The sequence below is a fragment of the Escherichia sp. KTE172 genome, from assembly GCF_000408845.1.
Taxonomy (GTDB): Bacteria; Pseudomonadota; Gammaproteobacteria; order Enterobacterales; family Enterobacteriaceae; genus Escherichia; species Escherichia coli.
Map to the genome: position 1 here is coordinate 1,683,241 of NZ_KE137316.1, position 23,438 is coordinate 1,706,678.

Here is a 23,438-nt window from a genome sequence, read left to right on the forward strand (position 1 = left end):
GGTTATTTGTTGTCTTTGCCGACGTGCAGAATGGCGAGGAACGCTTCCTGCGGCAGCTCGACGTTACCGATCTGCTTCATGCGTTTCTTACCTTCTTTCTGCTTCTGCAGCAGCTTTTTCTTACGGCTGATATCGCCGCCATAACATTTAGCCAGTACGTTTTTACGCAGCTGTTTCACGGTGGAGCGCGCAATGATGTGCGTACCAATCGCTGCCTGAATGGCGATATCAAACTGCTGGCGTGGGATCAGATCTTTCATCTTCTCCACCAGCTCGCGACCGCGGTTTTGCGAATTATCACGGTGGGTGATCAACGCCAGCGCATCAACACGTTCACCGTTGATTAATACGTCTACACGTACCATGTCGGACGCCTGGAAGCGTTTGAAGTTGTAATCCAGAGACGCATAACCACGCGAGGTAGATTTCAGGCGATCGAAGAAATCGAGCACAACTTCCGCCATCGGGATCTCGTACGTCAGCGCCACCTGATTACCGTGGTAAACCATATTGGTCTGCACGCCGCGTTTTTCTACGCACAGCGTAATAACGTTGCCGAGATATGCCTGCGGCAGCAGCATGTGACATTCTGCAATCGGCTCGCGCAGTTCGTAGATGTTATTTACCGCTGGCAGCTTGGATGGGCTGTCGACGTAGATAACTTCTCTTGACGTGGTTTCAACTTCATACACTACGGTCGGCGCAGTGGTAATCAGATCCAGATCGTATTCACGTTCCAGACGTTCCTGGATGATCTCCATGTGCAGCAGGCCGAGGAAGCCGCAGCGGAAACCAAAGCCCAGCGCGCTGGAGCTTTCCGGCTCATAGAACAGTGAAGCATCGTTCAGGCTGAGTTTGCCCAGCGCGTCACGGAAGGCTTCATAGTCGTCGGAACTTACCGGGAACAGACCGGCGTATACCTGCGGTTTGACTTTCTTAAAGCCAGGCAGCGCCTTTTCTGCCGGATTACGCGCCAGCGTTAAGGTATCGCCTACTGGAGCGCCGTGGATATCTTTAATCGCACATACCAGCCAACCTACTTCGCCACATTTCAGTTCAGTGCGGTCAACCTGTTTTGGCGTGAAGATACCCAGACGGTCGGCGTTATAGGTCTGCCCGGTACTCATGACTTTCACTTTGTCGCCCTTACGCAGGGTGCCGTTTTTAATACGGATAAGTGAAACAACGCCCAGGTAGTTGTCAAACCAGGAGTCGATAATGAGTGCCTGCAACGGGCCTTCCGGATCGCCTTCCGGCGGCGGAATGTCGCGCACCAGACGTTCGAGAACGTCCTGTACGCCAACGCCGGTTTTCGCTGAACAGCGCACCGCGTCGGTGGCGTCGATGCCGACGATATCTTCAATTTCTTCCGCCACGCGTTCAGGATCGGCTGCCGGCAGGTCAATCTTGTTCAGTACCGGCACCACTTCGAGATCCATTTCCATGGCGGTGTAGCAGTTTGCCAGGGTTTGCGCTTCTACGCCCTGCCCGGCGTCGACCACCAGCAATGCACCTTCACAGGCAGCCAGCGAACGAGAAACTTCATAGGAGAAGTCTACGTGGCCCGGGGTGTCGATAAAGTTAAGCTGATAGGTTTCGCCGTCAGACGCTTTGTAGTCCAGCGTCACGCTTTGCGCTTTGATGGTAATGCCACGCTCACGCTCAAGATCCATGGAATCGAGAACCTGCGCCTCCATTTCACGGTCAGACAGGCCACCGCAGATCTGGATAATACGGTCAGACAGCGTCGATTTACCGTGGTCAATGTGAGCTATGATCGAAAAGTTACGTATATTCTTCATAAAGTATGATTATTGTGCCTTAATGCCCGGTTAACCAGGCTTTTAGAAGTCGCTGTTCTGAGCTTAACGTCTGTATTAATAGAAACGCCGCATTCTACACTACAACATTGAGGCGAGGAAATGTTCATACCGTATGGATTGTGGTATCTGGAAACGTCCTCGCATTTGTTATGCAAAATGCAACAAAGCCAGTGAAATCACTGGCTCGCGTCTTCCGAAGATGTTTCAAATCGCACAAGGCCAGGCGGCAAGGCCACGCTTAAGATGATCGGTTGCCATTCAGACCGGGCAGCAAACTTTCGAGAGCAGCCACGTGCAATCAGGAATCCACCAACGCCACCGAGAATCGCACCGCATAATGCTGCAATATCTGAAGCAAAGAGTAGCTGAAATAGTGAAGCGATGAGGAATAGTCCCACCAACGGCGACATATAAACCAGTAATGCGGAGCTAAGCAGGCTGCCTTCGGCGATTCCTAATTCTACTTTTTGCCCCGGCACTAACGGCTCATCACAGGGTACGACAATGGTATGCGTGGTTTGCGGGCCAAGTTTATTCAACACGCGGCTACCGCAACCGGCACGTGAAGCGCAGCTGCTGCATGAGGCTTTAACATCACAACTAACCAGCGCCTGCCCGTTTTCCCAGGAGACGACGGTAGCCCACTCTTTGATCATTGCGCTGCCCCGAACTTAATATTCTCGGCAATGCGTTTCGCCGTTTGCGGCGGCAGTTCACCGACAATGGTGATTTCGGCGTTATCACGTACGCTTGTACTGACGGTTCTGCGCCCGGTGCGCAACATCTGATCGGTGCTCGATGGCGTAGCGCGGTTAACGTTTACCGAGAAGCTGAATAATCCGTCGGAATAGAGACGTGATTCGATAGGCATGTTGTCCATCGTCGGTAGCGGACGTCGACTACTGGAAACTTCGCTAAAACCCTGTGGCAACCAGGTTGGCGTCCAGCTGAATTTAGCTTTTTCACCTACAGGAACAGAAAGCAACGGCGGCAAATTTGCCTTCGCCAGCGTCTGCATACTGCTGCTGATATCCTGATTGACATTAAAAGCAATCACGCGAAATTGTTCCAGCGTTTCACCATCGCGATCAAGGAGATCAACCCGCATCGGTAATTTCGATTCGGTGTCCATCCACACGATGTAGCTGTAGCGTGTACCATCTCGGGCAACCACACGAATGACTTCGCAAAGACGATCAGCAATACGCGTGCGCCCGACGGAGATAAAGTCGTAGTAAGGAGAAAGGCGTTTGAAATCGGTATAGATGAGCGATGGTAGAGAATCAACAATGTAATCGCCATTAAGCGTGAACGGTTCAAGTCCCGGTTCAAAATAGCTGATTTCATTGCCGCGCTGTACCACTTCCCGGCGCGTGCCATCCATTTGCAACAATTGTGCAAGAGGACGGTTATCGAGGCGTGCATGTCGATAACGCAGAGACTCAACACCCTGTTTATTGATGCTGATGAATGACAGCTCGTAATTCAGTGACTGACTGGCCAGGTTCATCTGCTGTAATAACGCCCCGGACGCGGGAGTGGCCGAGGCGTTAGCAGAGAATAACAGGCTACCTGTCACTAATGACATGGCAAACCAAAGTTGCTTCATTACTGCGATTGCGTTCCTAAAGTTTGAATTCCTGGCACCTGTACAGCGGCTTGCTGAGTTTGCGCCTGCTCAAACTGAAGCTGTTCAGAGTGGAGTCGGCGTTGCAGTTCGTAATCCTGCAACATTGCATTAATGCGACGACGCTGCTCCTGTACCTGCTGCTGTTGACCATTGTTTGCGGTCGCTTCAGAAGGTACTCCCAGGCTTACCGGGCTGGCTTTACCCATCATCGGCAGTGTATTAAATACCGGCGTTTCGGGCTGCTGGGACGTTTCAGATTGTCCATTATAGTGCTGGACGCCAACGATAACTGCAAGCGATACGCATGCTGCTACGCCCATTTGGGTAAGCTGTGCCGCCCACGGACGTACTTTCTGCCAGAATGGCATTTTCTGCCATTGATGCGGCGCAGGCTGGGCTTCCGGGATCAATGTCGCCGGTTGACGTACTGGCTCTTCTTCAATGGCGGCCATCACGCGTGAAGAGATATCGAAATGGAGCACCTCGGGAGTATCACCCCGCATTGAGTCACGGATTAAGTGATAGCTTTCCCAGGTTTTCTGCATTTCTGGGTTATGAGCCAGTTCGTTAAGCAGCTCACTATCCAGCGTTTCGCCATCCATTAAAGCGGAAAGTTGTTCTTTCTGCATGCCTAATACCCTTATCCAGTATCCCGCTATCGTCAACGCCTGATAAGCGGTTGAACTTTGTTATCAATAGCTTCCCTCGCTCGGAAGATACGTGAACGCACCGTACCTACCGGACAATCCATGATAGCGGCTATCTCTTCATAGCTCAGGCCATCCAGCTCCCGCAAGGTTATTGCCATGCGTAAATCTTCCGGGAGGGACTCAATAGTTCGGAAAACTATCTGTCTCAGTTCTTCTGACAACATTAAGTTCTCAGGGTTCGAAATTTCTTTCAACGCGCCGCCACTTTCGAAGTTTTCAGCTTCAATGGCATCCACATCACTGGAAGGTGGACGACGCCCCTGAGCAACCAGGTAATTTTTCGCTGTATTTACAGCAATCCGATACAGCCATGTATAAAAAGCGCTATCTCCCCGGAACGAATCCAGCGCACGATAGGCTTTAATAAAAGCTTCTTGTACCACATCGGGAACATCACCCGACGGCACATAGCGGGAAACCAGACTCGCCACTTTATGCTGATAGCGCACTACCAGTAAGTTAAAGGCTTTCTGATCTCCCTTCTGGACCCGTTCAACCAGGACCTGGTCCGTTAACTGCTCGCTCATCCGAGGTAAAGTCTCCCCAAACCAAATTTCCACGCGCTATCGAAACGCCACTCCATTAGCTGCAATTTGAGCAAGCAAAGGGTTAGAGTGTCTCGTTTTTGTAAAGTTCCGTAACGCATCTGTTTTTGTTTGTCATGCTGTAGACGGATCATTATCTATCATTATAAGTCTACAGAATCTGAACATCGCATTATCTGTGTAGAAATGCCCATTTAACTGCCTGAAGAGTAACCCAACGGCCTTTTTATTTCACCACCTAATCCTCCACCAGCCAGTAACTTCTCTTTTTCTCGCCGCCCTGCGTCAGCGTGTTTAGCCACTGTAACAAATATTAAAATAGCAGGTGTTTAATCGCACAACATGATGCTATGCTGACCAAACCGTGTTTAGTAAATTAAACAAAGAAAATGAATACTCTCCCTGATCATTCATGTGACGTGTTGATTATCGGTAGCGGCGCAGCCGGACTTTCACTGGCGCTGCGCCTGGCTGATCAGCATCAGGTCATCGTTCTAAGTAAAGGCCCGGTAACGGAAGGTTCAACATTTTATGCCCAGGGCGGTATTGCCGCCGTGTTTGATGAAACTGACAGCATTGACTCGCATGTGGAAGACACATTGATTGCCGGGGGTGGTATTTGCGATCGCCATGCAGTTGAATTTGTCGCCAGCAATGCACGATCCTGTGTGCAATGGCTAATCGACCAGGGGGTGTTGTTTGATACCCACATTCAACCGAATGGTGCAGAAAGCTACCATCTGACCCGTGAAGGTGGACATAGTCACCGTCGAATTCTTCATGCCGCCGACGCCACCGGTAGAGAAGTAGAAACCACGCTGGTGAGCAAGGCGCTGAACCATCCGAATATTCGCGTGCTGGAGCGCAGCAACGCGGTTGATCTAATTGTCTCTGACAAAATTGGCCTGCCGGGCACGCGACGAGTTGTAGGCGCGTGGGTATGGAACCGAAATAAAGAAACGGTTGAAACCTGCCACGCAAAAGCGGTGGTGCTGGCAACCGGCGGTGCGTCGAAGGTTTATCAGTACACCACCAATCCGGATATTTCTTCTGGCGATGGCATTGCTATGGCGTGGCGCGCAGGCTGCCGGGTTGCCAATCTCGAATTTAATCAGTTCCACCCTACCGCGCTGTATCACCCACAGGCACGCAATTTCCTGTTAACAGAAGCACTGCGCGGCGAAGGCGCTTATCTCAAGCGCCCGGACGGTACGCGTTTTATGCCCGATTTTGATGAGCGCGGCGAACTGGCCCCGCGCGATATTGTCGCCCGCGCCATTGACCATGAAATGAAACGCCTCGGCGCGGATTGTATGTATCTCGACATCAGCCATAAGCCTGCCGATTTTATTCGCCAGCATTTCCCGATGATCTATGAAAAATTGCTCGGGCTGGGGATTGATCTCACACAAGAACCGGTACCGATTGTGCCTGCTGCACACTATACCTGCGGTGGTGTGATGGTGGATGATCATGGGCGTACGGACGTCGAGGGCTTGTATGCCATTGGCGAGGTGAGTTATACCGGCTTACACGGCGCTAACCGCATGGCCTCGAATTCATTGCTGGAGTGTCTGGTCTATGGCTGGTCGGCGGCAGAAGATATCACCAGACGTATGCCTTATGCCCACGGCGTCAGTACGTTACCACCGTGGGATGAAAGCCGCGTTGAGAACCCTGACGAACGGGTAGTAATTCAGCATAACTGGCACGAGCTACGCCTGTTTATGTGGGATTACGTCGGCATTGTGCGCACAACGAAGCGCCTTGAACGCGCCCTGCGGCGGATAACCATGCTCCAACAAGAAATAGACGAATATTACGCCCATTTCCGCGTCTCAAATAATTTGCTGGAGCTGCGTAATCTGGTACAGGTTGCCGAGTTGATTGTTCGCTGTGCAATGATGCGTAAAGAGAGTCGGGGGTTGCATTTCACGCTGGATTATCCGGAACTGCTCACCCATTCCGGTCCGTCGATCCTTTCCCCCGGCAATCATTACATAAACAGATAAAAAGCCTGGGTCAGCGCCGTATACGCTTCGGAATAGTTCTGGTCTGGCCCACGAATGACTAAGCGATCGCTAAAGCATTCTCCCGCCTGCGGGGAGAATGCCAGCAGCACCCGATGCGGCAGTCGCGCTTCGTTTTCCGCCACATCCGTCCGCAAACGTAAATGCCAGCCCATACTTAATGCCAGTTCAGTAAAACCATTACCAATCTGCTCTGGCAGCACCACGCAGAAAAATCCCTCTTCGGTAATGCACTCCGCCGCACAGGTCAGCAACGATGGGTGATCAAGCGTAGTGGTATAGCGAGCCTGTTCCCGTTGAGGTGTCGAGCACTCTACTCCCTGCTGATAGTAAGGTGGGTTACTGATGATTAAATCGAAGCGTACTGTCTGCTGTGTGATCCACTGCTGAATATCCGCCGTATGGACGTTAATCCGCTCTGCCCACGGGGACTGGTTGATATTTTCCTGCGCCTGCGCGGCAGCTTCACTTTCCAGTTCAACTGCATCAATCATTACGCTGTCATCGGTTCGCTGCGCCAGCATTAATGCCAGCAACCCGCTACCCGCGCCGATATCAAGGCAACGTTTTACCCCAGCCACCGGTGCCCATGCGCCCAGCAAAATGCCATCCGTTCCCACTTTCATCGCACAACGATCGTGAGCAACAAAAAACTGTTTAAAAGTAAATCCATTACGACGAAGCACGGATGTAGACTGTGACATGAAAATAAAACCTTGCAGGAAAAACGGCGATAGCACCGGGTGAGAACAATACCCGAGAAGCGATATCCATACAAACAGATGAAGATTGCAGCCGTAACGTCTATAATCAGCGCCCCACACAGAGGTAGAACATGACTGTAACGACTTTTTCCGAACTTGAACTCGACGAAAGCCTGCTGGAAGCCCTCCAGGATAAAGGTTTCACTCGCCCGACCGCCATTCAGGCTGCCGCCATTCCGCCTGCGCTCGATGGCCGTGATGTACTCGGTTCTGCGCCGACAGGCACCGGTAAAACGGCGGCGTATCTGCTGCCAGCGTTGCAGCACCTGCTCGATTTCCCACGTAAGAAATCCGGTCCGCCGCGTATTTTGATCCTCACCCCAACTCGCGAGCTGGCGATGCAGGTGGCCGATCATGCCCGCGAACTGGCGAAACATACGCATCTGGATATCGCCACCATCACCGGCGGCGTAGCCTATATGAACCACGCGGAAGTGTTCAGCGAAAATCAGGACATCGTGGTCGCCACGACCGGACGTTTGCTGCAATACATAAAAGAAGAGAACTTCGATTGCCGCGCGGTTGAAACTCTTATCCTCGACGAAGCAGACCGTATGCTGGATATGGGCTTCGCTCAGGATATCGAACATATTGCTGGCGAAACGCGCTGGCGTAAACAGACCCTGCTCTTTTCCGCAACGCTGGAAGGCGATGCGATTCAGGACTTTGCCGAGCGTCTGCTGGAAGATCCGGTGGAAGTTTCTGCGAATCCCTCCACCCGTGAGCGCAAAAAGATCCATCAGTGGTATTACCGCGCCGATGATCTTGAGCATAAAACCGCGTTGCTGGTGCACCTGTTAAAACAGCCTGAAGCGACTCGCTCAATTGTGTTTGTGCGTAAGCGTGAGCGTGTGCATGAGCTGGCAAACTGGCTGCGCGAGGCGGGCATCAACAACTGCTATCTCGAAGGTGAGATGGTACAAGGCAAGCGTAACGAAGCGATCAAGCGTTTGACCGAAGGCCGCGTAAACGTACTGGTTGCCACCGATGTTGCTGCACGCGGTATCGACATTCCTGATGTCAGCCACGTCTTTAACTTCGATATGCCGCGTAGTGGTGATACTTATTTGCACCGTATCGGACGTACCGCGCGCGCCGGTCGTAAAGGCACCGCAATTTCGCTAGTGGAAGCCCATGACCATCTGCTGCTAGGCAAAGTTGGCCGTTATATTGAAGAGCCAATTAAAGCTCGCGTAATTGATGAGTTACGCCCGAAAACGCGTGCACCAAGCGAGAAGCAGACCGGCAAGCCATCGAAGAAAGTGCTGGCTAAACGCGCCGAGAAGAAAAAAGCTAAAGAGAAAGAGAAGCCGCGAGTGAAAAAACGCCATCGCGATACCAAAAATATTGGTAAGCGCCGTAAACCAAGCGGAACGGGCGTGCCACCGCAAACGACAGAAGAGTAATCTTAATTCCGGGTTTAAGCCCGGAATTAAAAGTGCTGGCAAACGCAAAACTGCCTGATGCGCTACGCTTATCAGGCCTACATGGCTCATGCAATATATTGAATTTGCACGATCTTGTAGGCCGGATAAGGCGTTCTGAACTGCACCCCAAATGTTGGACATAATCTGACATCTGAAGGTGCAGTTTATGAAACATTCATTTGAAGTAAAACTTGCCGCTGTAAATCATTACCTGGCTGGTCATGCAGGCATCATTTCTACGGCAAAACTCTTTCAACTTTCTCACACCAGCCTCTCACACTGGATTAATCTTTTTCTTCTTCACGGTCCTCGGGCACTGGATTGCAGACACAAGCGTAGCTATTCTCCTGAAGATAAACTTTGCGTGGTTCTTTATGCTCTCGGGCATTCTGAGTCTCTACCCCGGGTAGCTGCCCGGTTTAACATTCCCAGCCACAACACGGTTAAAAACTGGATAAAAGGCTACCGCAAATCTGGTAATGAGGCCTTTATCAGGCGCAGGAAGGAGAAAAGCATGACCCGTTCTGATGATACCCATGAAAACGAGGCAAACATGACGCCGGAAGAGATGAAGAATGAGCTGCGTTATCTTCGCGCAGAAAATGCATATCTGAAAGCCATGCAGGAGCATCTCCTGGAAAAAAAGCGCCAGGAGCTGGAGAAAAAACGAAAGTCATCCGGAGCCTGAGGTGCGGACACTGCCAGTCTGACCTGTTAAAGGCTGCAGGGCTGGCCAGAAGCACGCTGTACTACCAGCTGTCACTGCAGAAGGCTAAGGACAAGTATGCTGATGTGAAACAGCTCATAGCCTCCATCTTCCATGAACACCGGGGATGTTATGGGTACCGGCGGATCCATTGTGAGCTTCAGAAAAGAGGTCTTAAGTTCAGTGGCAAAACAGTGCGAAAACTGATGCAACAGCTCGGCCTGAAGTCTCCTGTGCGCCTGAAGAAATACCGGTCTTACCGGGGAAATATGGGACTCGCTGCAGAAAATATCCTTCAGCGGCAGTTCAAAGCGGAAGCTCCCTGTGAGAAATGGGTGACAGATATCACCGAATTCAGGGCTGGCGGACAAAAACTGTACCTGTCCCCGATACTTGATTTGTTTAACGGGGAAATCGTGGCGTGGGAAACTGCCTGCAGGCCTACAGAGGAGCTGGTGAAGCGCATGTTAAATAAGGGGCTGGAAAGCCTTGCAGAAGGAGAAAAACCGCTGCTCCACAGTGATCAAGGGTGGCATTACCGGATAAAAAGTTATCAGTCTGCCCTGGCAGACAAAGGGTTAGTGCAGAGCATGTCGCGCAAGGGCAACTGCCTTGATAATGCGGTAATGGAGAATTTCTTTGGTCACCTGAAAGAAGAAATGTACTATCGCCGGGACTACAGAAGTGTAGAAGAGCTGGAAAATGCCGTTAACGAATACATAACTTACTGGAATCAAAAAAGAATAAAACTCAGTCTTGGGGGACTCAGCCCGGTAGAATACCGGACTGAGTATCAAAAAGCCGGTTAACTGAAACTGTCCAGGTTTTGGGGTTCAGTTCAGTTCACGCCGCATCCGGCATGAACAAAACGCACTTCGTCGACAAGTTGGGTGCCGGGTTTAAGCCCGGCATTATTTTTATCCCGGCAAAAAACACTCTTCAACACACTGAATAAAAGTGTGCATCGCCGGGCTAACCGCTTTTCCAGCATGGTGTGCGCACATGGCCGTAATGGTCTGCGACTGTTCGCCAAAAGGCAATTCAATTAATTCTCCGCTCTCAAGCTCTTTTTCCACCGCAAAGCGGGGCAAGTAACTGACCCCGATATTCGCCGCGACACAACGCTTGATGCTTTCGATACTTATAAGCTCAATGGTGTTTTCCACCGTGATCCGCCGCTGTCGCAGCGTGCTCTCAAATATCTGCCGGAAGACACATTGCGGTTCGTTGATAATAAAGCTACAGGCGTTATGTCTTCCCGGCTCAGTAAAATCGACATCTTTAATTTGCGGTGAAGCCACCAGCACCAGTGATTGTTCACCCAACTCTCGTCGGTTCAGAGCATCATCATTCCCTACGCGGTAAAAGACGCCGACATCAGCCTCATCATTCAGTAGCGCATCACGGATCACGTAACAGTTCAGAGACTGCAACGATAAACGCACTTTTGGTGCGCGTTGCCGAAAACGCTGCAACACCTGCGGCATTCGGTAAGAAAGCAACGTTTCGCCTGAAACAACGCGTAGTTCCCCGTCCGGATCCGACTCTTTTTTGGCAGCCTCACGAAGGGTATCCATCACTCTGGTGAGTTCATAGATGTGCGGCAGCAGCTTTTTTCCTTCGCGGGTAAGGCACATTCGTCGACCAATTTTCTCAAATAACTGGACTGAGAACTCCTGCTCAAGCTGCTGAATATGAAAAGTCACCGTCGATTGTGTGCAGCACAATTTTTGCGAAGCTCGCAAAAAGGAACCCTCTTCCACCACGGTTTTAAGCGTAATAAAACGGCGCAGATCCATAACCCCAAACCTATCGAAAATATCGAATTTAGAATGTAAAAACATTCATTTTTTTAAATGTTACGTGTCGGGTACTGTCTACCAAAACAGAGGAGATAACAAGTGACACCGACCCTTTTAAGTGCTTTTTGGACTTACACCCTGATTACCGCCATGACGCCAGGACCGAACAATATTCTCGCCCTTAGCTCAGCCACAACGCACGGATTTCGTCAGAGTACTCGCGTGCTGGCAGGGATGAGTCTGGGATTTTTAATCGTCATGTTGCTATGCGCGGGAATTTCGTTTTCACTGGCTGTTATCGACCCGGCAGCAGTGCATCTGTTGAGTTGGGCGGGGGCGGCATATATTGTCTGGCTGGCGTGGAAAATCGCTACCAGTCCAACAAAGGAAGATGGGCTTCAGACAAAACCAATCAGTTTTTGGGCCAGCTTTGCTTTGCAGTTTGTGAACGTCAAAATCATTTTGTATGGCATTACAGCACTGTCGACGTTTGTCCTGCCGCAAACGCAGGCGCTAAGCTGGATAATTGGCGTCAGCGTTTTGCTGGCGATGATTGGGACGTTTGGCAATGTGTGCTGGGCGCTGGCGGGGCACCTGTTTCAGCGATTGTTTCGCCAGTATGGTCGCCAGTTAAATATCGTGCTCGCGCTGCTGCTGGTCTATTGCGCGGTACGCATTTTCTATTAATGAAAAAGCGGAAGAGGTCGCCCTCTTCCGCTTAGTAACTTGCTACTTAAGCCTTACAGGCTTTCAGTAAAGGTACGAGCGATAACGTCGCGCTGCTGTTCCGGAGTCAGAGAGTTAAAGCGAACTGCATAACCGGATACACGGATGGTCAGCTGCGGATATTTTTCCGGATGCTTAACTGCATCTTCCAGAGTTTCACGACGCAGAACGTTTACGTTCAGGTGTTGACCACCTTCAACGCGAACTTCTGGTTTCACTTCTACTGGAACTTCACGGTACTCAATGTCACCCAGTTTGCTTACTGCAACCACTTCGTCTTCTGCAAAACCTGCTTTCGCAACGATGCAACGCGCTTCGCCTTTTTCGCTGTCCAGCAGCCAGAAAGAGTTCAGCAGATCGTCGTTAGCGGCTTTAGTAATCTGGATACCTGTAATCATGTGATGCCTCCCCGGCAAAATTATTTGATTTGTTCAGCCTGTCGCGGCCAATTGGTAAAACCATTGTTGCTTGAGTGTATATATACTCCTCAAACACCCTTGAATCTTTGATTTAAATCAATAAAAACCACACATCAAGTATGGTCGCAAATGGATTTTATTGTTTTACATCAACTTATGCAGGTGTGAAATTTTACCAATTTACATTTTTTTGCACTCGTTTAAGTCTAAAAAATGAGCATGATTTTGTTCTGTAGAAAGAAGCAGTTAAGCTAGGCGGATTGAAGATTCGCGGGAGAGCGAGATGGCAAACGAATTAACCTGGCATGACGTGCTGGCTGAAGAGAAGCAACAACCCTATTTTCTTAATACCCTACAGACCGTCGCCAGCGAGCGGCAGTCCGGCGTCACTATCTATCCGCCACAAAAGGATGTCTTTAACGCGTTCCGCTTTACAGAGTTGGGTGACGTTAAAGTGGTGATTCTCGGCCAGGATCCTTATCACGGACCGGGACAGGCGCATGGTCTGGCATTTTCCGTTCGCCCCGGCATTGCGACACCGCCGTCACTGCTGAATATGTATAAAGAGCTGGAAAATACTATTCCCGGTTTCACCCGCCCTAATCATGGTTATCTTGAAAGCTGGGCGCGTCAGGGCGTTCTGCTACTCAATACTGTGTTGACGGTTCGCGCAGGTCAGGCGCATTCCCACGCCAGCCTCGGCTGGGAGACCTTCACCGATAAAGTCATCAGCCTGATTAACCAGCATCGCGAAGGCGTGGTGTTTTTGTTGTGGGGCTCACATGCGCAAAAGAAAGGGGCGATTATTGATAAGCAACGCCATCACGTACTGAAAGCGCCGCATCCATCACCGCTTTCTGCGCATCGTGGGTTCTTTGGCTGCAACCATTTTGTGCTGGCAAATCAGTGGCTGGAACAACATGGCGAGACGCCGATTGACTGGATGCCAGTATTACCGGCAGAGAGTGAGTAAATTTGCGGGGAAATGCCGGATGGCAGAGTTGCCACCCGGCTGATTTATCAGGCTTTATTCTGACGCCACCATTCACCAAGCAAAACGCCGGTTGCGACAGAGATATTCAGCCCGGCAACGTTGCCCGTACCGTCAATCTTCACGCGCAGATCGTTCGGATCGCGTGCGGCATCCGGTAACCCTTCATATTCCTGACCCAGCACCAGTACCATTTTCGCTGGCAGACTAGTTTTGAACAGCGGTTTACCCTGCTCGCTGGAAGTGGTCACTACGGTGTAACCTGCCTGACGGAAATCATCCAGCACGTTAACAATGTTGTCGCCAGTAATCGGCTGAACGTGCTCTGCGCCGCCTTCTGCGGTACGGATAGCCGCCCCCGACTCCAGCAGTGCCGCATCCTGCACCACGACACCTTTCACGCCGAAGTGCGCGCAGCTGCGCATCATGCCACCCAGGTTATGCGGGTTAGATTCGTTTTCCAGTGCCAGAACGCAATCCTGCGCGCCTGCCTGGCTTACCCACTGCTGCACGGTTGTACCGTTACGCTTTTTGATCAGGAAGCAAACGCCGCCGTGATGTTCCGTGCCTGACGCTTTTGTCAATTCAGCTTCATCCACCACATGGTACGCTTTGCGGTTTGCCGCCATCCAGCGCAAGGCTTCTTTAAAACGTGGCGTTACGCTCTGGATAAACCAGGCGCGAACAATTGCTTCCGGACGGCTCTGGAACAGTGCCTGACATGCATTTTCGCCGTAGACGCGGGTTTCTTCCGCACGCTGACGACGCAAAACTTCCGGATCAATAAAACTTTTACCACTTATGCCACCGTGATCGGCCTTTTCCGGCGTCTCATCACCCGGCGCGCGGGAAACTGTACGCCAGGGCGACTCTTCCCACTTGCGGTCACGGGGCTGACTTTGTTTGTCATCGCGGGCGGGGCGACGGCCACCGTCAGCACGAGATTTTCCTGGACGCCCGCCCCCTTTCCCGGTACGCGGGTTGTGGGTACGTTTATCAGAATCATCATCACTGCGGACATACATCACTTTGACCTTGCCGCTTTTACCTTTCATTTCATCGTTCATGCTTTTCTCCACCAGCGCTGCGCGAAGCGCGCAGATTACCCGAAGTGCGCGCGGTTCGCCATGATTTCGTACCAAAGCCTGCGACTATCATACCTATTGAATAAAACAGATTGTTGTCTGGAACAATGTCCCCGATAATATGTAACATATTAGAAACATACCGGCGTCGTTGCCGATAAGTCTCCTTACTCATCCCGAGGTTAGTTATGAATACCGTTTGTACCCATTGTCAGGCCATCAATCGCATTCCCGACGATCGGATCGAAGATGCGGCAAAATGCGGACGCTGCGGTCACGACTTGTTTGACGGAGAGGTTATTAATGCGACCGGTGAAACGTTCGACAAATTGCTGAAAGATGATCTACCTGTGGTGATCGACTTCTGGGCACCGTGGTGCGGTCCCTGCCGTAATTTCGCACCAATTTTTGAAGATGTCGCGCAAGAGCGTAGCGGTAAAGTGCGCTTTGTGAAAGTGAATACCGAAGCTGAACGTGAATTAAGCAGCCGCTTTGGAATTCGTAGCATACCGACGATCATGATTTTCAAAAACGGTCAGGTTGTCGACATGCTTAATGGCGCAGTACCGAAAGCGCCGTTCGACAGCTGGCTGAACGAATCTCTTTAATCTTACCGGGGCGCATCTTGTGCCCCGTTTTCTCCTCTGCGACAATGGCGTTTTTTCGACACTCTCTTATGACCGAAAACGCTGTTCTCCAGTTACGCGCCGAGCGTATTGCGCGCGCAACACGTCCTTTTCTTGCCCGCGGAAATCGCGTTCGTCGCTGCCAACGCTGTCTTTTGCCAGAGAAATTATGTCTCTGTTCGACAATTACCCCAGCACAAGCAAAAAGTCGCTTTTGTTTGCTGATGTTCGACACCGAGCCAATGAAGCCCAGTAATACCGGGCGTCTGATTGCTGATATTTTGCCTGATACCGTTGCGTTTCAATGGTCGCGTACCGAACCCTCGCAAGATTTGCTGGATCTGGTGCAAAACCCGGACTATCAACCAATGGTGGTCTTTCCCGCCTCGTATGCTGACGAGCAACGGGAAGTGATCTTCACACCACCTGCCGGTAAGCCACCGCTGTTTATCATGCTCGATGGCACCTGGCCAGAAGCTCGCAAGATGTTTCGTAAAAGTCCGTATCTGGATAATCTTCCCGTCATTTCCGTCGATCTTTCCCGGCTTTCTGCCTATCGCCTGCGTGAAGCCCAGGCTGAAGGCCAATATTGTACTGCCGAAGTAGCCATCGCACTGTTAGATATGGCCGGCGATACCGGGGCGGCGGCAGGGTTAGGCGAGCATTTTACCCGCTTTAAAACACGCTATCTGGCAGGAAAAACGCAACATCTGGGTAGCATCACAGCAGAACAGTTAGAAAGCGTTTAAAATCATTCGGTCACTTCTGCGGGAGACCGGTATGAGTCAGCGAGGACTGGAAGCACTACTGCGACCAAAATCGATTGCGGTAATTGGCGCATCGATGAAACCCAATCGCGCAGGTTACCTGATGATGCGTAACCTGCTGGCGGGAGGCTTTAACGGACCGGTACTCCCGGTGACGCCAGCCTGGAAAGCGGTGTTGGGTGTGTTGGCCTGGCCGGATATTGCCAGCTTGCCCTTTACACCCGACCTTGCGGTTTTATGTACTAATGCCAACCGTAATCTTGTTCTTCTGGAAGAGCTCGGCGAGAAAGGCTGTAAAACCTGCATTATTCTTTCCGCCCCGGCATCGCAACATGAAGATCTCCGCGCCTGCGCCCTGCGCCATAACATGCGCCTGCTAGGACCAAACAGTCTGGGCTTACTGGCTCCCTGGCAAGGTCTGAATGCCAGCTTTTCGCCTGTGCCGATTAAACGCGGCAAGCTGGCGTTTATTTCGCAATCGGCTGCTGTCTCCAACACCATCCTCGACTGGGCGCAACAGCGTGAGATGGGCTTTTCCTACTTTATTGCGCTCGGCGACAGCCTGGATATCGACGTTGATGAATTGCTCGACTATCTGGCGCGCGACAGTAAAACCAGCGCCATCCTGCTCTATCTCGAACAGTTAAGCGACGCACGACGCTTTGTTTCGGCGGCCCGTAGTGCCTCTCGCAATAAACCGATTCTGGTGATTAAAAGCGGACGTAGCCCGGCGGCTCAACGTCTGTTGAACACCACGGCAGGAATGGATCCGGCGTGGGATGCGGCTATTCAGCGTGCCGGTTTGTTGCGGGTACAGGATACTCACGAGCTGTTTTCGGCGGTGGAAACCCTCAGCCATATGCGCCCGCTGCGTGGCGACCGGCTGATGATTATCAGCAACGGTGCTGCGCCTGCCGCGCTGGCGCTGGATGCCTTATGGTCACGCAATGGCAAGCTGGCAACGCTAAGCGAAGAAACCTGCCAGAAACTGCGCGATGCACTGCCAGAACATGTGGCAATCTCTAACCCGCTCGATCTACGCGATGACGCCAGCAGTGAGCACTATATTAAAACGCTGGATATTCTGCTCCACAGCCAGGATTTTGACGCGCTGATGGTTATTCATTCGCCCAGCGCCGCTGCTCCCGCAACAGAAAGTGCGCAAGCATTAATTGAAGCGGTAAAGCATCATCCCCGCAGCAAGTATGTTTCTCTGCTGACGAACTGGTGTGGCGAGTACTCCTCGCAAGAGGCACGACGATTATTCAGTGAAGCCGGGCTGCCGACCTATCGCACGCCGGAAGGAACCATCACTGCTTTTATGCATATGGTGGAGTACCGGCGTAATCAGAAGCAACTACGCGAAACGCCGGCGTTGCCCAGCAATCTGACCTCCAATACCGCAGAAGCGCATCTTCTGTTGCAACAGGCGATTGCCGAAGGGGCTACGTCGCTTGATACCCATGAGGTTCAGCCCATCCTGCAAGCGTATGGCATGAACACGCTCCCCACCTGGATTGCCAGCGATAGCACCGAAGCGGTGCATATTGCCGAACAGATTGGTTATCCGGTGGCGCTGAAATTGCGTTCGCCGGATATTCCACATAAATCGGAAGTTCAGGGCGTCATGCTCTACCTGCGTACAGCTAATGAAGTCCAGCAAGCGGCAAACGCTATTTTCGATCGCGTAAAAATGGCCTGGCCGCAGGCGCGGATCCACGGCCTGTTAGTGCAAAGTATGGCTAACCGTGCTGGCGCTCAGGAGTTGCGGGTTGTGGTTGAGTACGATCCGGTTTTCGGGCCGTTGATCATGCTGGGCGAAGGCGGTGTGGAGTGGCGTCCTGAAGATCAAGCCGTCGTCGCGTTACCACCGCTGAACATGAACCTGGCCCGCTATCTGGTTATTCAGGGGATCAAAAGTAAAAAGATTCGTGCGCGCAGTGCGCTACGCCCATTGGATGTTGCAGGCTTGAGCCAGCTTCTGGTGCAGGTTTCCAACTTGATTGTCGATTGCCCGGAAATTCAACGTCTGGACATTCATCCTTTGCTGGCTTCTGGCAGTGAATTTACCGCGCTGGACGTCACGCTGGATATCGCGCCGTTTGAAGGCGATAACGAGAGCCGGCTGGCAGTGCGCCCTTATCCACATCAGCTGGAAGAGTGGGTAGAATTGAAAAACGGTGAACGCTGCTTGTTCCGCCCGATTTTGCCAGAAGATGAGCCACAACTTCAGCAGTTCATTTCGCGAGTCACCAAAGAAGATCTTTATTACCGCTACTTTAGCGAGATCAACGAATTTACCCATGAAGATTTAGCCAACATGACGCAGATCGACTACGATCGGGAAATGGCGTTTGTAGCGGTACGACGTATTGATCAAACGGAAGAGATCCTCGGCGTCACGCGTGCGATCTCCGACCCTGATAACATCGATGCCGAATTTGCCGTGCTGGTTCGCTCGGATCTCAAAGGGTTAGGCTTAGGTCGACGCTTAATGGAAAAGTTGATTACCTATACGCGAGATCACGGACTGCAACGTCTGAATGGTATTACGATGCCAAACAATCGTGGCATGGTGGCGCTGGCCCGCAAGCTCGGGTTTAACGTTGATATCCAGCTCGAAGAGGGGATCGTTGGGCTTACGCTAAATCTTGCCCAGCGCGAGGAATCATGAGTAAGGTACTGGAAATGTTGACCACTTAATCGGGACTGGTGTTATTATTGCCCGCTTATGTCGTCTGCATTGCACAGAGGACCCTTCAATGAACAGAGAAGAAATGCACTGTGATGTTGTCAAAATTTAAGCGTAATAAACATCAACAACACCTTGCCCAACTACCCAAGATTTCTCAATCAGTTGATGATGTCGATTTCTTTTACGCTCCCGCCGACTTCCGGGAGACGCTGCTGGAAAAAATAGCCAGCGCGAAGCAGCGCATTTGCATTGTCGCCCTGTATCTCGAACAGGATGACGGTGGCAAAGGCATTCTGAACGCGTTGTATGAGGCTAAAAGGCAGCGTCCGGAACTGGATGTGCGGGTGCTGGTCGACTGGCATCGTGCACAACGTGGACGCATTGGCGCTGCGGCATCTAACACTAACGCTGACTGGTACTGCCGCATGGCGCAGGAAAATCCGGGCGTAGATGTTCCGGTTTATGGCGTTCCAATCAATACCCGTGAAGCCCTTGGTGTTCTGCACTTTAAAGGCTTTATCATCGACGATAGCGTACTTTATAGCGGTGCCAGCCTGAACGATGTTTACCTGCATCAGCACGATAAATATCGCTACGACCGTTATCATCTTATCCGTAACCGTAAGATGTCAGACATTATGTTTGAATGGGTTACACAGAATATTATGAATGGCCGCGGCGTTAATCGTCTGGATGATGTTAATCGGCCAAAAAGCCCGGAAATCAAGAACGATATTCGTCTGTTCCGCCAGGAGCTGCGTGATGCCGCTTATCATTTCCAGGGCGATGCCGACAACGATCAGCTTTCCGTAACGCCGTTGGTAGGTCTGGGGAAATCGAGTCTGTTGAACAAGACCATTTTCCATCTTATGCCTTGTGCCGAGCAGAAACTAACCATCTGCACACCATACTTCAACCTGCCAGCAATCCTTGTGCGCAATATCATCCAGTTACTGCGCGAAGGGAAAAAGGTCGAAATTATTGTTGGTGATAAAACCGCGAATGACTTCTACATTCCGGAAGATGAACCTTTCAAGATAATTGGCGCATTGCCTTATCTCTATGAGATCAATCTGCGTCGTTTCCTGAGCCGTTTGCAGTATTACGTCAATACTGACCAGTTAGTGGTTCGGTTATGGAAAGATGACGACAACACCTATCACCTGAAAGGGATGTGGGTTGATGATAAGTGGATGTTGATCACCGGTAATAACCTGAACCCGCGCGCCTGGCGTCTGGATCTGGAAAACGCCATTTTGATCCACGATCCGCAACTGGAGCTTGCGCCACAGCGAGAGAAAGAACTGGAGCTGATCCGCGAGCATACCACCATCGTTAAGCACTATCGCGATCTGCAAAGTATTGCCGATTATCCGGTGAAGGTTCGTAAACTCATCCGTCGTTTGCGCCGTATCCGCATCGACCGATTAATTAGCCGCATCCTGTAATCACAACCCCGTCCTGTACGGGGTTTGTTTTTTGGAGGCCACGTTTTGCGTATTCTTTTTGTCTGCTCGCTATTGTTACTTTCTGGATGCAGCCATATGGCTAACGATAGCTGGAGCGGGCAGGATAAAGCTCAACACTTTATCGCCTCGGCGATGCTTTCCGCCGCCGGAAATGAATATGCACAGCATCAGGGGATGAGTCGCGATCGCAGTGCCACTTTCGGGCTGATGTTCTCTGTTGGGCTGGGCGCGTCAAAAGAACTTTGGGATAGCCGCCCCGAGGGGAGCGGCTGGAGCTGGAAAGATTTTACCTGGGATGTCGCCGGTGCAACTACCGGCTATACCATCTGGCAACTGGCGCATCACTAAAGACGCATCCCTTTTCCTTTACGGTGCAATGTTAGTGAAACCAGAAACGCCACCACGGCCATCAAGGTCACATACCAGAAGAAGGCTGTTTCCATTCCTATTGATTTCAGTGACAACGCTACGTACTCTGCTGAGCCACCAAATATCGCATTAGCGACGGCATACGACAGACCAACACCTAATGCGCGAACCTGGGCCGGGAACATTTCAGCCTTCAGTATTCCACTGATTGAAGTATAAAAACTCACTATCAGCAGGGCGCACATCACCAGACCAAAAGCGGCATAAGGCGAAGAAACGTTCTGCAATGCTGAGAGAATAGGAACGGTAAAAATGGTTGCCAGAGAACCGAAACATAACATTGAGGTACGACGACCAATCTTATCCGACAGCGCGCCAATAAGTGGTTGAATAAGCATGAATACAAACAATGCGGCAGTCATAATGCCACTCGCCACGTTGGCATGCATTCCCGCAGTATTTACCAGATACTTCTGCATATAAGTGGTGAAGGTATAGAAACAAAGGGAGCCCGCAGCGGTAAAACCGAGAACCATGATGAATGCACGGCGATTGCGCCATAATCCTTTCAGAGATCCAGCTTCTTTTAAAGCGCGTGTTTCTTGTTGTGAAGTTTCATCTAACTGACGACGTAACCACAACGCCACAACAGCTAACACAGCTCCTAACGCGAAAGGAATACGCCATCCCCACTCTCTAAGTGCAGCGTCTTCCATGGTGTGTTGTAAAACCACGACAACCAGTAGAGCTAGCAGTTGCCCGCCGATCAACGTCACATACTGAAATGATGCGTAAAAACCTTTGCGCCCTTCAACGGCAACTTCACTCATATAGGTGGCGCTGGTGCCATATTCTCCGCCAACGGATAATCCCTGGAATAAACGAGCAAGAAGCAATAATGCCGGAGCCCAGGTACCGATTGTTTCGTAGCCTGGCAAACAGGCGATAACCAGTGAGCCGAAACACATCATACACACCGATAACAGCATCGATTTTTTGCGACCATGTTTATCTGCTATGCGGCCAAATAGCCAACCGCCTATCGGGCGCATCAGAAATCCCGCAGCAAAAACACCTGCTGTTTGCAGTAGTTGAGTCGTCGTGTTCCCGGAAGGGAAGAAGATGTGGGCGAAGTAGAGTGAACAGAACGAGTAGACATAGAAATCGAACCACTCGACCAGATTACCTGAAGAGGCCCCCACAATTGCCCAAATGCGGCGACGAGTATCACTACTTGTCAGTTTGCTGTCTGCCGTTACAGTACTTTCAGCCATGCCATTATGTCTCCTGCCGTAATCCGATGCTTTTGTCGGTCGCTGTTGTTTATTTTTTTGGCAAAGAAAATGTTATACATTTGTTGCATATCATTATGCAACCTTAACCATGAATTTAGTTAGCAGGAAAATGGTTATTAAGGAGCTTAAGGATAGATTTCTGGTAAGGAGGAAGTATGGAAGTGGGCAATTTGGGGAAGCCGTATTCGCTGTTGAATCTGGCTTATGTGGGGGGATAATGCGGATATTTACACTCGCCGCAACTCTTCGTAGGTCGGGTAAGACGCGCCAGCGTCGCATCCGGCCTTCTTCTGCTCCAGCGCAAAAAGGCCATCCTGACGGATGGCCTTCTGCTTAATTTGATGCCTGGCAGTTCCCTACTCTCGCATGGGGAGACCCCACACTACCATCGGCGCTACGGCGTTTCACTTCTGAGTTCGGCATGGGGTCAGGTGGGACCACCGCGCTAAGGCCGCCAGGCAAATTCTGTTTATCAGACCGCTTCTGCGTTCTGATTTAATCTGTATCAGGCTGAAAATCTTCTCTCATCCGCCAAAACATCTTCGGCGTTGTAAGGTTAAGCCTCACGGTTCATTAGTACCGGTTAGCTCAACGCATCGCTGCGCTTACACACCCGGCCTATCAACGTCGTCGTCTTCAACGTTCCTTCAGGACTCTCAAGGAGTCAGGGAGAACTCATCTCGGGGCAAGTTTCGTGCTTAGATGCTTTCAGCACTTATCTCTTCCGCATTTAGCTACCGGGCAGTGCCATTGGCATGACAACCCGAACACCAGTGATGCGTCCACTCCGGTCCTCTCGTACTAGGAGCAGCCCCCCTCAGTTCTCCAGCGCCCACGGCAGATAGGGACCGAACTGTCTCACGACGTTCTAAACCCAGCTCGCGTACCACTTTAAATGGCGAACAGCCATACCCTTGGGACCTACTTCAGCCCCAGGATGTGATGAGCCGACATCGAGGTGCCAAACACCGCCGTCGATATGAACTCTTGGGCGGTATCAGCCTGTTATCCCCGGAGTACCTTTTATCCGTTGAGCGATGGCCCTTCCATTCAGAACCACCGGATCACTATGACCTGCTTTCGCACCTGCTCGCGCCGTCACGCTCGCAGTCAAGCTGGCTTATGCCATTGCACTAACCTCCTGATGTCCGACCAGGATTAGCCAACCTTCGTGCTCCTCCGTTACTCTTTAGGAGGAGACCGCCCCAGTCAAACTACCCACCAGACACTGTCCGCAACCCCGATTAGGGGCCAACGTTAGAACATCAAACATTAAAGGGTGGTATTTCAAGGTCGGCTCCATGCAGACTGGCGTCCACACTTCAAAGCCTCCCACCTATCCTACACATCAAGGCTCAATGTTCAGTGTCAAGCTATAGTAAAGGTTCACGGGGTCTTTCCGTCTTGCCGCGGGTACACTGCATCTTCACAGCGAGTTCAATTTCACTGAGTCTCGGGTGGAGACAGCCTGGCCATCATTACGCCATTCGTGCAGGTCGGAACTTACCCGACAAGGAATTTCGCTACCTTAGGACCGTTATAGTTACGGCCGCCGTTTA

The 23,438-nt window shown here is 51.3% G+C and carries 21 protein-coding genes, 1 rRNA gene and 2 other annotated features; of the genes, 10 read left to right on the forward strand and 12 right to left on the reverse strand.

Going from position 1 to position 23,438, the window contains the following annotated elements; all coding sequences use genetic code 11:
• Nucleotides 1–2: 2 nt before the first annotated feature.
• From lepA to rseD, 6 genes are all read right to left on the reverse strand, one after another.
• Nucleotides 3–1,802, reverse strand: a complete 1,800-nt coding sequence (gene lepA, locus G434_RS15695; protein ID WP_000790168.1) for a translation elongation factor 4 — start codon at nucleotides 1,800–1,802, stop codon at nucleotides 3–5.
• Nucleotides 1,803–1,999: 197 nt separating this feature from the next.
• Nucleotides 2,000–2,479: a SoxR-reducing system protein RseC gene (gene rseC / locus G434_RS15690; protein ID WP_000589054.1), complete on the reverse strand. Its 480-nt coding sequence runs from the start codon at nucleotides 2,477–2,479 to the stop codon at nucleotides 2,000–2,002.
• A complete protein-coding gene (gene rseB, locus G434_RS15685; protein ID WP_016239062.1) occupies nucleotides 2,476–3,432 on the reverse strand; it encodes a sigma-E factor regulatory protein RseB in 957 nt (318 codons plus the stop codon). The genes rseC and rseB overlap by 4 nt, the downstream gene beginning before the upstream one ends.
• Complete coding sequence (gene rseA, locus G434_RS15680) at nucleotides 3,432–4,082, reverse strand: anti-sigma-E factor RseA (protein ID WP_001168459.1); 651 nt, start codon at nucleotides 4,080–4,082, stop codon at nucleotides 3,432–3,434. The genes rseB and rseA overlap by 1 nt, the downstream gene beginning before the upstream one ends.
• 32 nt (nucleotides 4,083–4,114) lie before the next feature.
• Complete coding sequence (gene rpoE / locus G434_RS15675; protein WP_001295364.1) at nucleotides 4,115–4,690, reverse strand: RNA polymerase sigma factor RpoE; 576 nt, start codon at nucleotides 4,688–4,690, stop codon at nucleotides 4,115–4,117.
• Complete coding sequence (gene rseD / locus G434_RS29730; RefSeq protein ID WP_001303621.1) at nucleotides 4,687–4,842, reverse strand: rpoE leader peptide RseD; 156 nt, start codon at nucleotides 4,840–4,842, stop codon at nucleotides 4,687–4,689. Before rseD ends, rpoE begins: the two co-directional genes overlap by 4 nt.
• A gap of 255 nt (nucleotides 4,843–5,097) precedes the next feature.
• On the opposite strand from rseD, the gene nadB reads away from it, so the two are divergent.
• Entirely contained in the window at nucleotides 5,098–6,720 is a 1,623-nt protein-coding gene (gene nadB, locus G434_RS15670; RefSeq protein ID WP_001094406.1) for an L-aspartate oxidase, read from the forward strand.
• On the opposite strand, the gene trmN is transcribed toward nadB, so the two are convergent.
• Nucleotides 6,705–7,442: a tRNA(1)(Val) (adenine(37)-N(6))-methyltransferase TrmN gene (gene trmN / locus G434_RS15665; RefSeq protein WP_001295363.1), complete on the reverse strand. Its 738-nt coding sequence runs from the start codon at nucleotides 7,440–7,442 to the stop codon at nucleotides 6,705–6,707. The genes nadB and trmN overlap by 16 nt on opposite strands.
• A gap of 131 nt (nucleotides 7,443–7,573) precedes the next feature.
• On the opposite strand from trmN, the gene srmB reads away from it, so the two are divergent.
• Both srmB and G434_RS29735 read left to right on the forward strand, forming a co-directional pair.
• Nucleotides 7,574–8,908: an ATP-dependent RNA helicase SrmB gene (srmB, locus tag G434_RS15660; protein ID WP_000219193.1), complete on the forward strand. Its 1,335-nt coding sequence runs from the start codon at nucleotides 7,574–7,576 to the stop codon at nucleotides 8,906–8,908.
• Between the two features lie 187 nt (nucleotides 8,909–9,095).
• Nucleotides 9,096–10,444 (forward strand): IS3-like element IS1397 family transposase gene (locus tag G434_RS29735; protein WP_100222095.1). Its coding sequence is split into 2 segments (ribosomal slippage): nucleotides 9,096–9,576 and nucleotides 9,576–10,444, totalling 1,350 coding nucleotides; the frame shifts between segments, so codons are not numbered across the junction.
• Between the two features lie 108 nt (nucleotides 10,445–10,552).
• Here the strand turns inward: G434_RS29735 and G434_RS15645 are convergent.
• Entirely contained in the window at nucleotides 10,553–11,434 is an 882-nt protein-coding gene (locus tag G434_RS15645; protein WP_001309673.1) for a LysR family transcriptional regulator, read from the reverse strand.
• Nucleotides 11,435–11,536: 102 nt separating this feature from the next.
• On the opposite strand from G434_RS15645, the gene eamB reads away from it, so the two are divergent.
• Nucleotides 11,537–12,124 carry a cysteine/O-acetylserine transporter gene (eamB, locus tag G434_RS15640; RefSeq protein WP_000189223.1) on the forward strand — a complete coding sequence of 196 codons (588 nt, stop codon included), beginning with the start codon at nucleotides 11,537–11,539 and terminating at the stop codon, nucleotides 12,122–12,124.
• A gap of 53 nt (nucleotides 12,125–12,177) precedes the next feature.
• Here the strand turns inward: eamB and grcA are convergent, their stop codons facing one another.
• Nucleotides 12,178–12,561 carry an autonomous glycyl radical cofactor GrcA gene (gene grcA / locus G434_RS15635; protein WP_000627804.1) on the reverse strand — a complete coding sequence of 128 codons (384 nt, stop codon included), beginning with the start codon at nucleotides 12,559–12,561 and terminating at the stop codon, nucleotides 12,178–12,180.
• Nucleotides 12,562–12,865: 304 nt separating this feature from the next.
• Here grcA and ung point away from each other — a divergent pair, with 304 nt between their 5' ends.
• Complete coding sequence (gene ung, locus G434_RS15630) at nucleotides 12,866–13,555, forward strand: uracil-DNA glycosylase (RefSeq protein WP_001262720.1); 690 nt, start codon at nucleotides 12,866–12,868, stop codon at nucleotides 13,553–13,555.
• A 47-nt stretch (nucleotides 13,556–13,602) separates the two neighbouring features.
• Here ung and G434_RS15625 read toward each other — a convergent pair whose 3' ends face one another.
• Nucleotides 13,603–14,640 (reverse strand): tRNA/rRNA methyltransferase, encoded by a 1,038-nt coding sequence (locus G434_RS15625; protein ID WP_000997418.1) that lies wholly within the window; start codon nucleotides 14,638–14,640, stop codon nucleotides 13,603–13,605.
• Nucleotides 14,641–14,846: 206 nt separating this feature from the next.
• Here G434_RS15625 and trxC point away from each other — a divergent pair, with 206 nt between their 5' ends.
• From trxC to G434_RS15600, 5 genes are all read left to right on the forward strand, one after another.
• A complete protein-coding gene (gene trxC, locus G434_RS15620) occupies nucleotides 14,847–15,266 on the forward strand; it encodes a thioredoxin TrxC (protein WP_001098717.1) in 420 nt (139 codons plus the stop codon).
• A gap of 68 nt (nucleotides 15,267–15,334) precedes the next feature.
• A complete protein-coding gene (tapT, locus tag G434_RS15615; RefSeq protein ID WP_000138184.1) occupies nucleotides 15,335–16,033 on the forward strand; it encodes a tRNA-uridine aminocarboxypropyltransferase in 699 nt (232 codons plus the stop codon).
• Between the two features lie 31 nt (nucleotides 16,034–16,064).
• On the forward strand, nucleotides 16,065–18,725 hold the full coding sequence (patZ, locus tag G434_RS15610; RefSeq protein ID WP_000082943.1) for a peptidyl-lysine N-acetyltransferase PatZ: 2,661 nt from the start codon (nucleotides 16,065–16,067) through the stop codon (nucleotides 18,723–18,725).
• A gap of 113 nt (nucleotides 18,726–18,838) precedes the next feature.
• Nucleotides 18,839–20,194, forward strand: a complete 1,356-nt coding sequence (gene pssA, locus G434_RS15605) for a CDP-diacylglycerol--serine O-phosphatidyltransferase (protein ID WP_000949265.1) — start codon at nucleotides 18,839–18,841, stop codon at nucleotides 20,192–20,194.
• 45 nt (nucleotides 20,195–20,239) lie between these two features.
• The gene (locus G434_RS15600; RefSeq protein WP_001221084.1) at nucleotides 20,240–20,563 is read left to right on the forward strand and encodes a YfiM family lipoprotein; all 324 of its coding nucleotides are present in this window, start codon (nucleotides 20,240–20,242) and stop codon (nucleotides 20,561–20,563) included.
• On the opposite strand, the gene kgtP is transcribed toward G434_RS15600, so the two are convergent.
• A complete protein-coding gene (gene kgtP / locus G434_RS15595) occupies nucleotides 20,560–21,858 on the reverse strand; it encodes an alpha-ketoglutarate permease (protein WP_000841107.1) in 1,299 nt (432 codons plus the stop codon). The two genes, G434_RS15600 and kgtP, sit on opposite strands and share 4 nt — an antisense overlap.
• Before the next feature lie 364 nt (nucleotides 21,859–22,222).
• A 5S ribosomal RNA gene (gene rrf, locus G434_RS15590) occupies nucleotides 22,223–22,338 on the reverse strand.
• Between the two features lie 106 nt (nucleotides 22,339–22,444).
• Nucleotides 22,445–23,317 (reverse strand) — a sequence feature (23S ribosomal RNA rRNA prediction is too short).
• A 56-nt stretch (nucleotides 23,318–23,373) separates the two neighbouring features.
• Nucleotides 23,374–23,430 (reverse strand) — a sequence feature (23S ribosomal RNA rRNA prediction is too short).
• Between the last annotated feature and the right edge of the window lie 8 nt (nucleotides 23,431–23,438).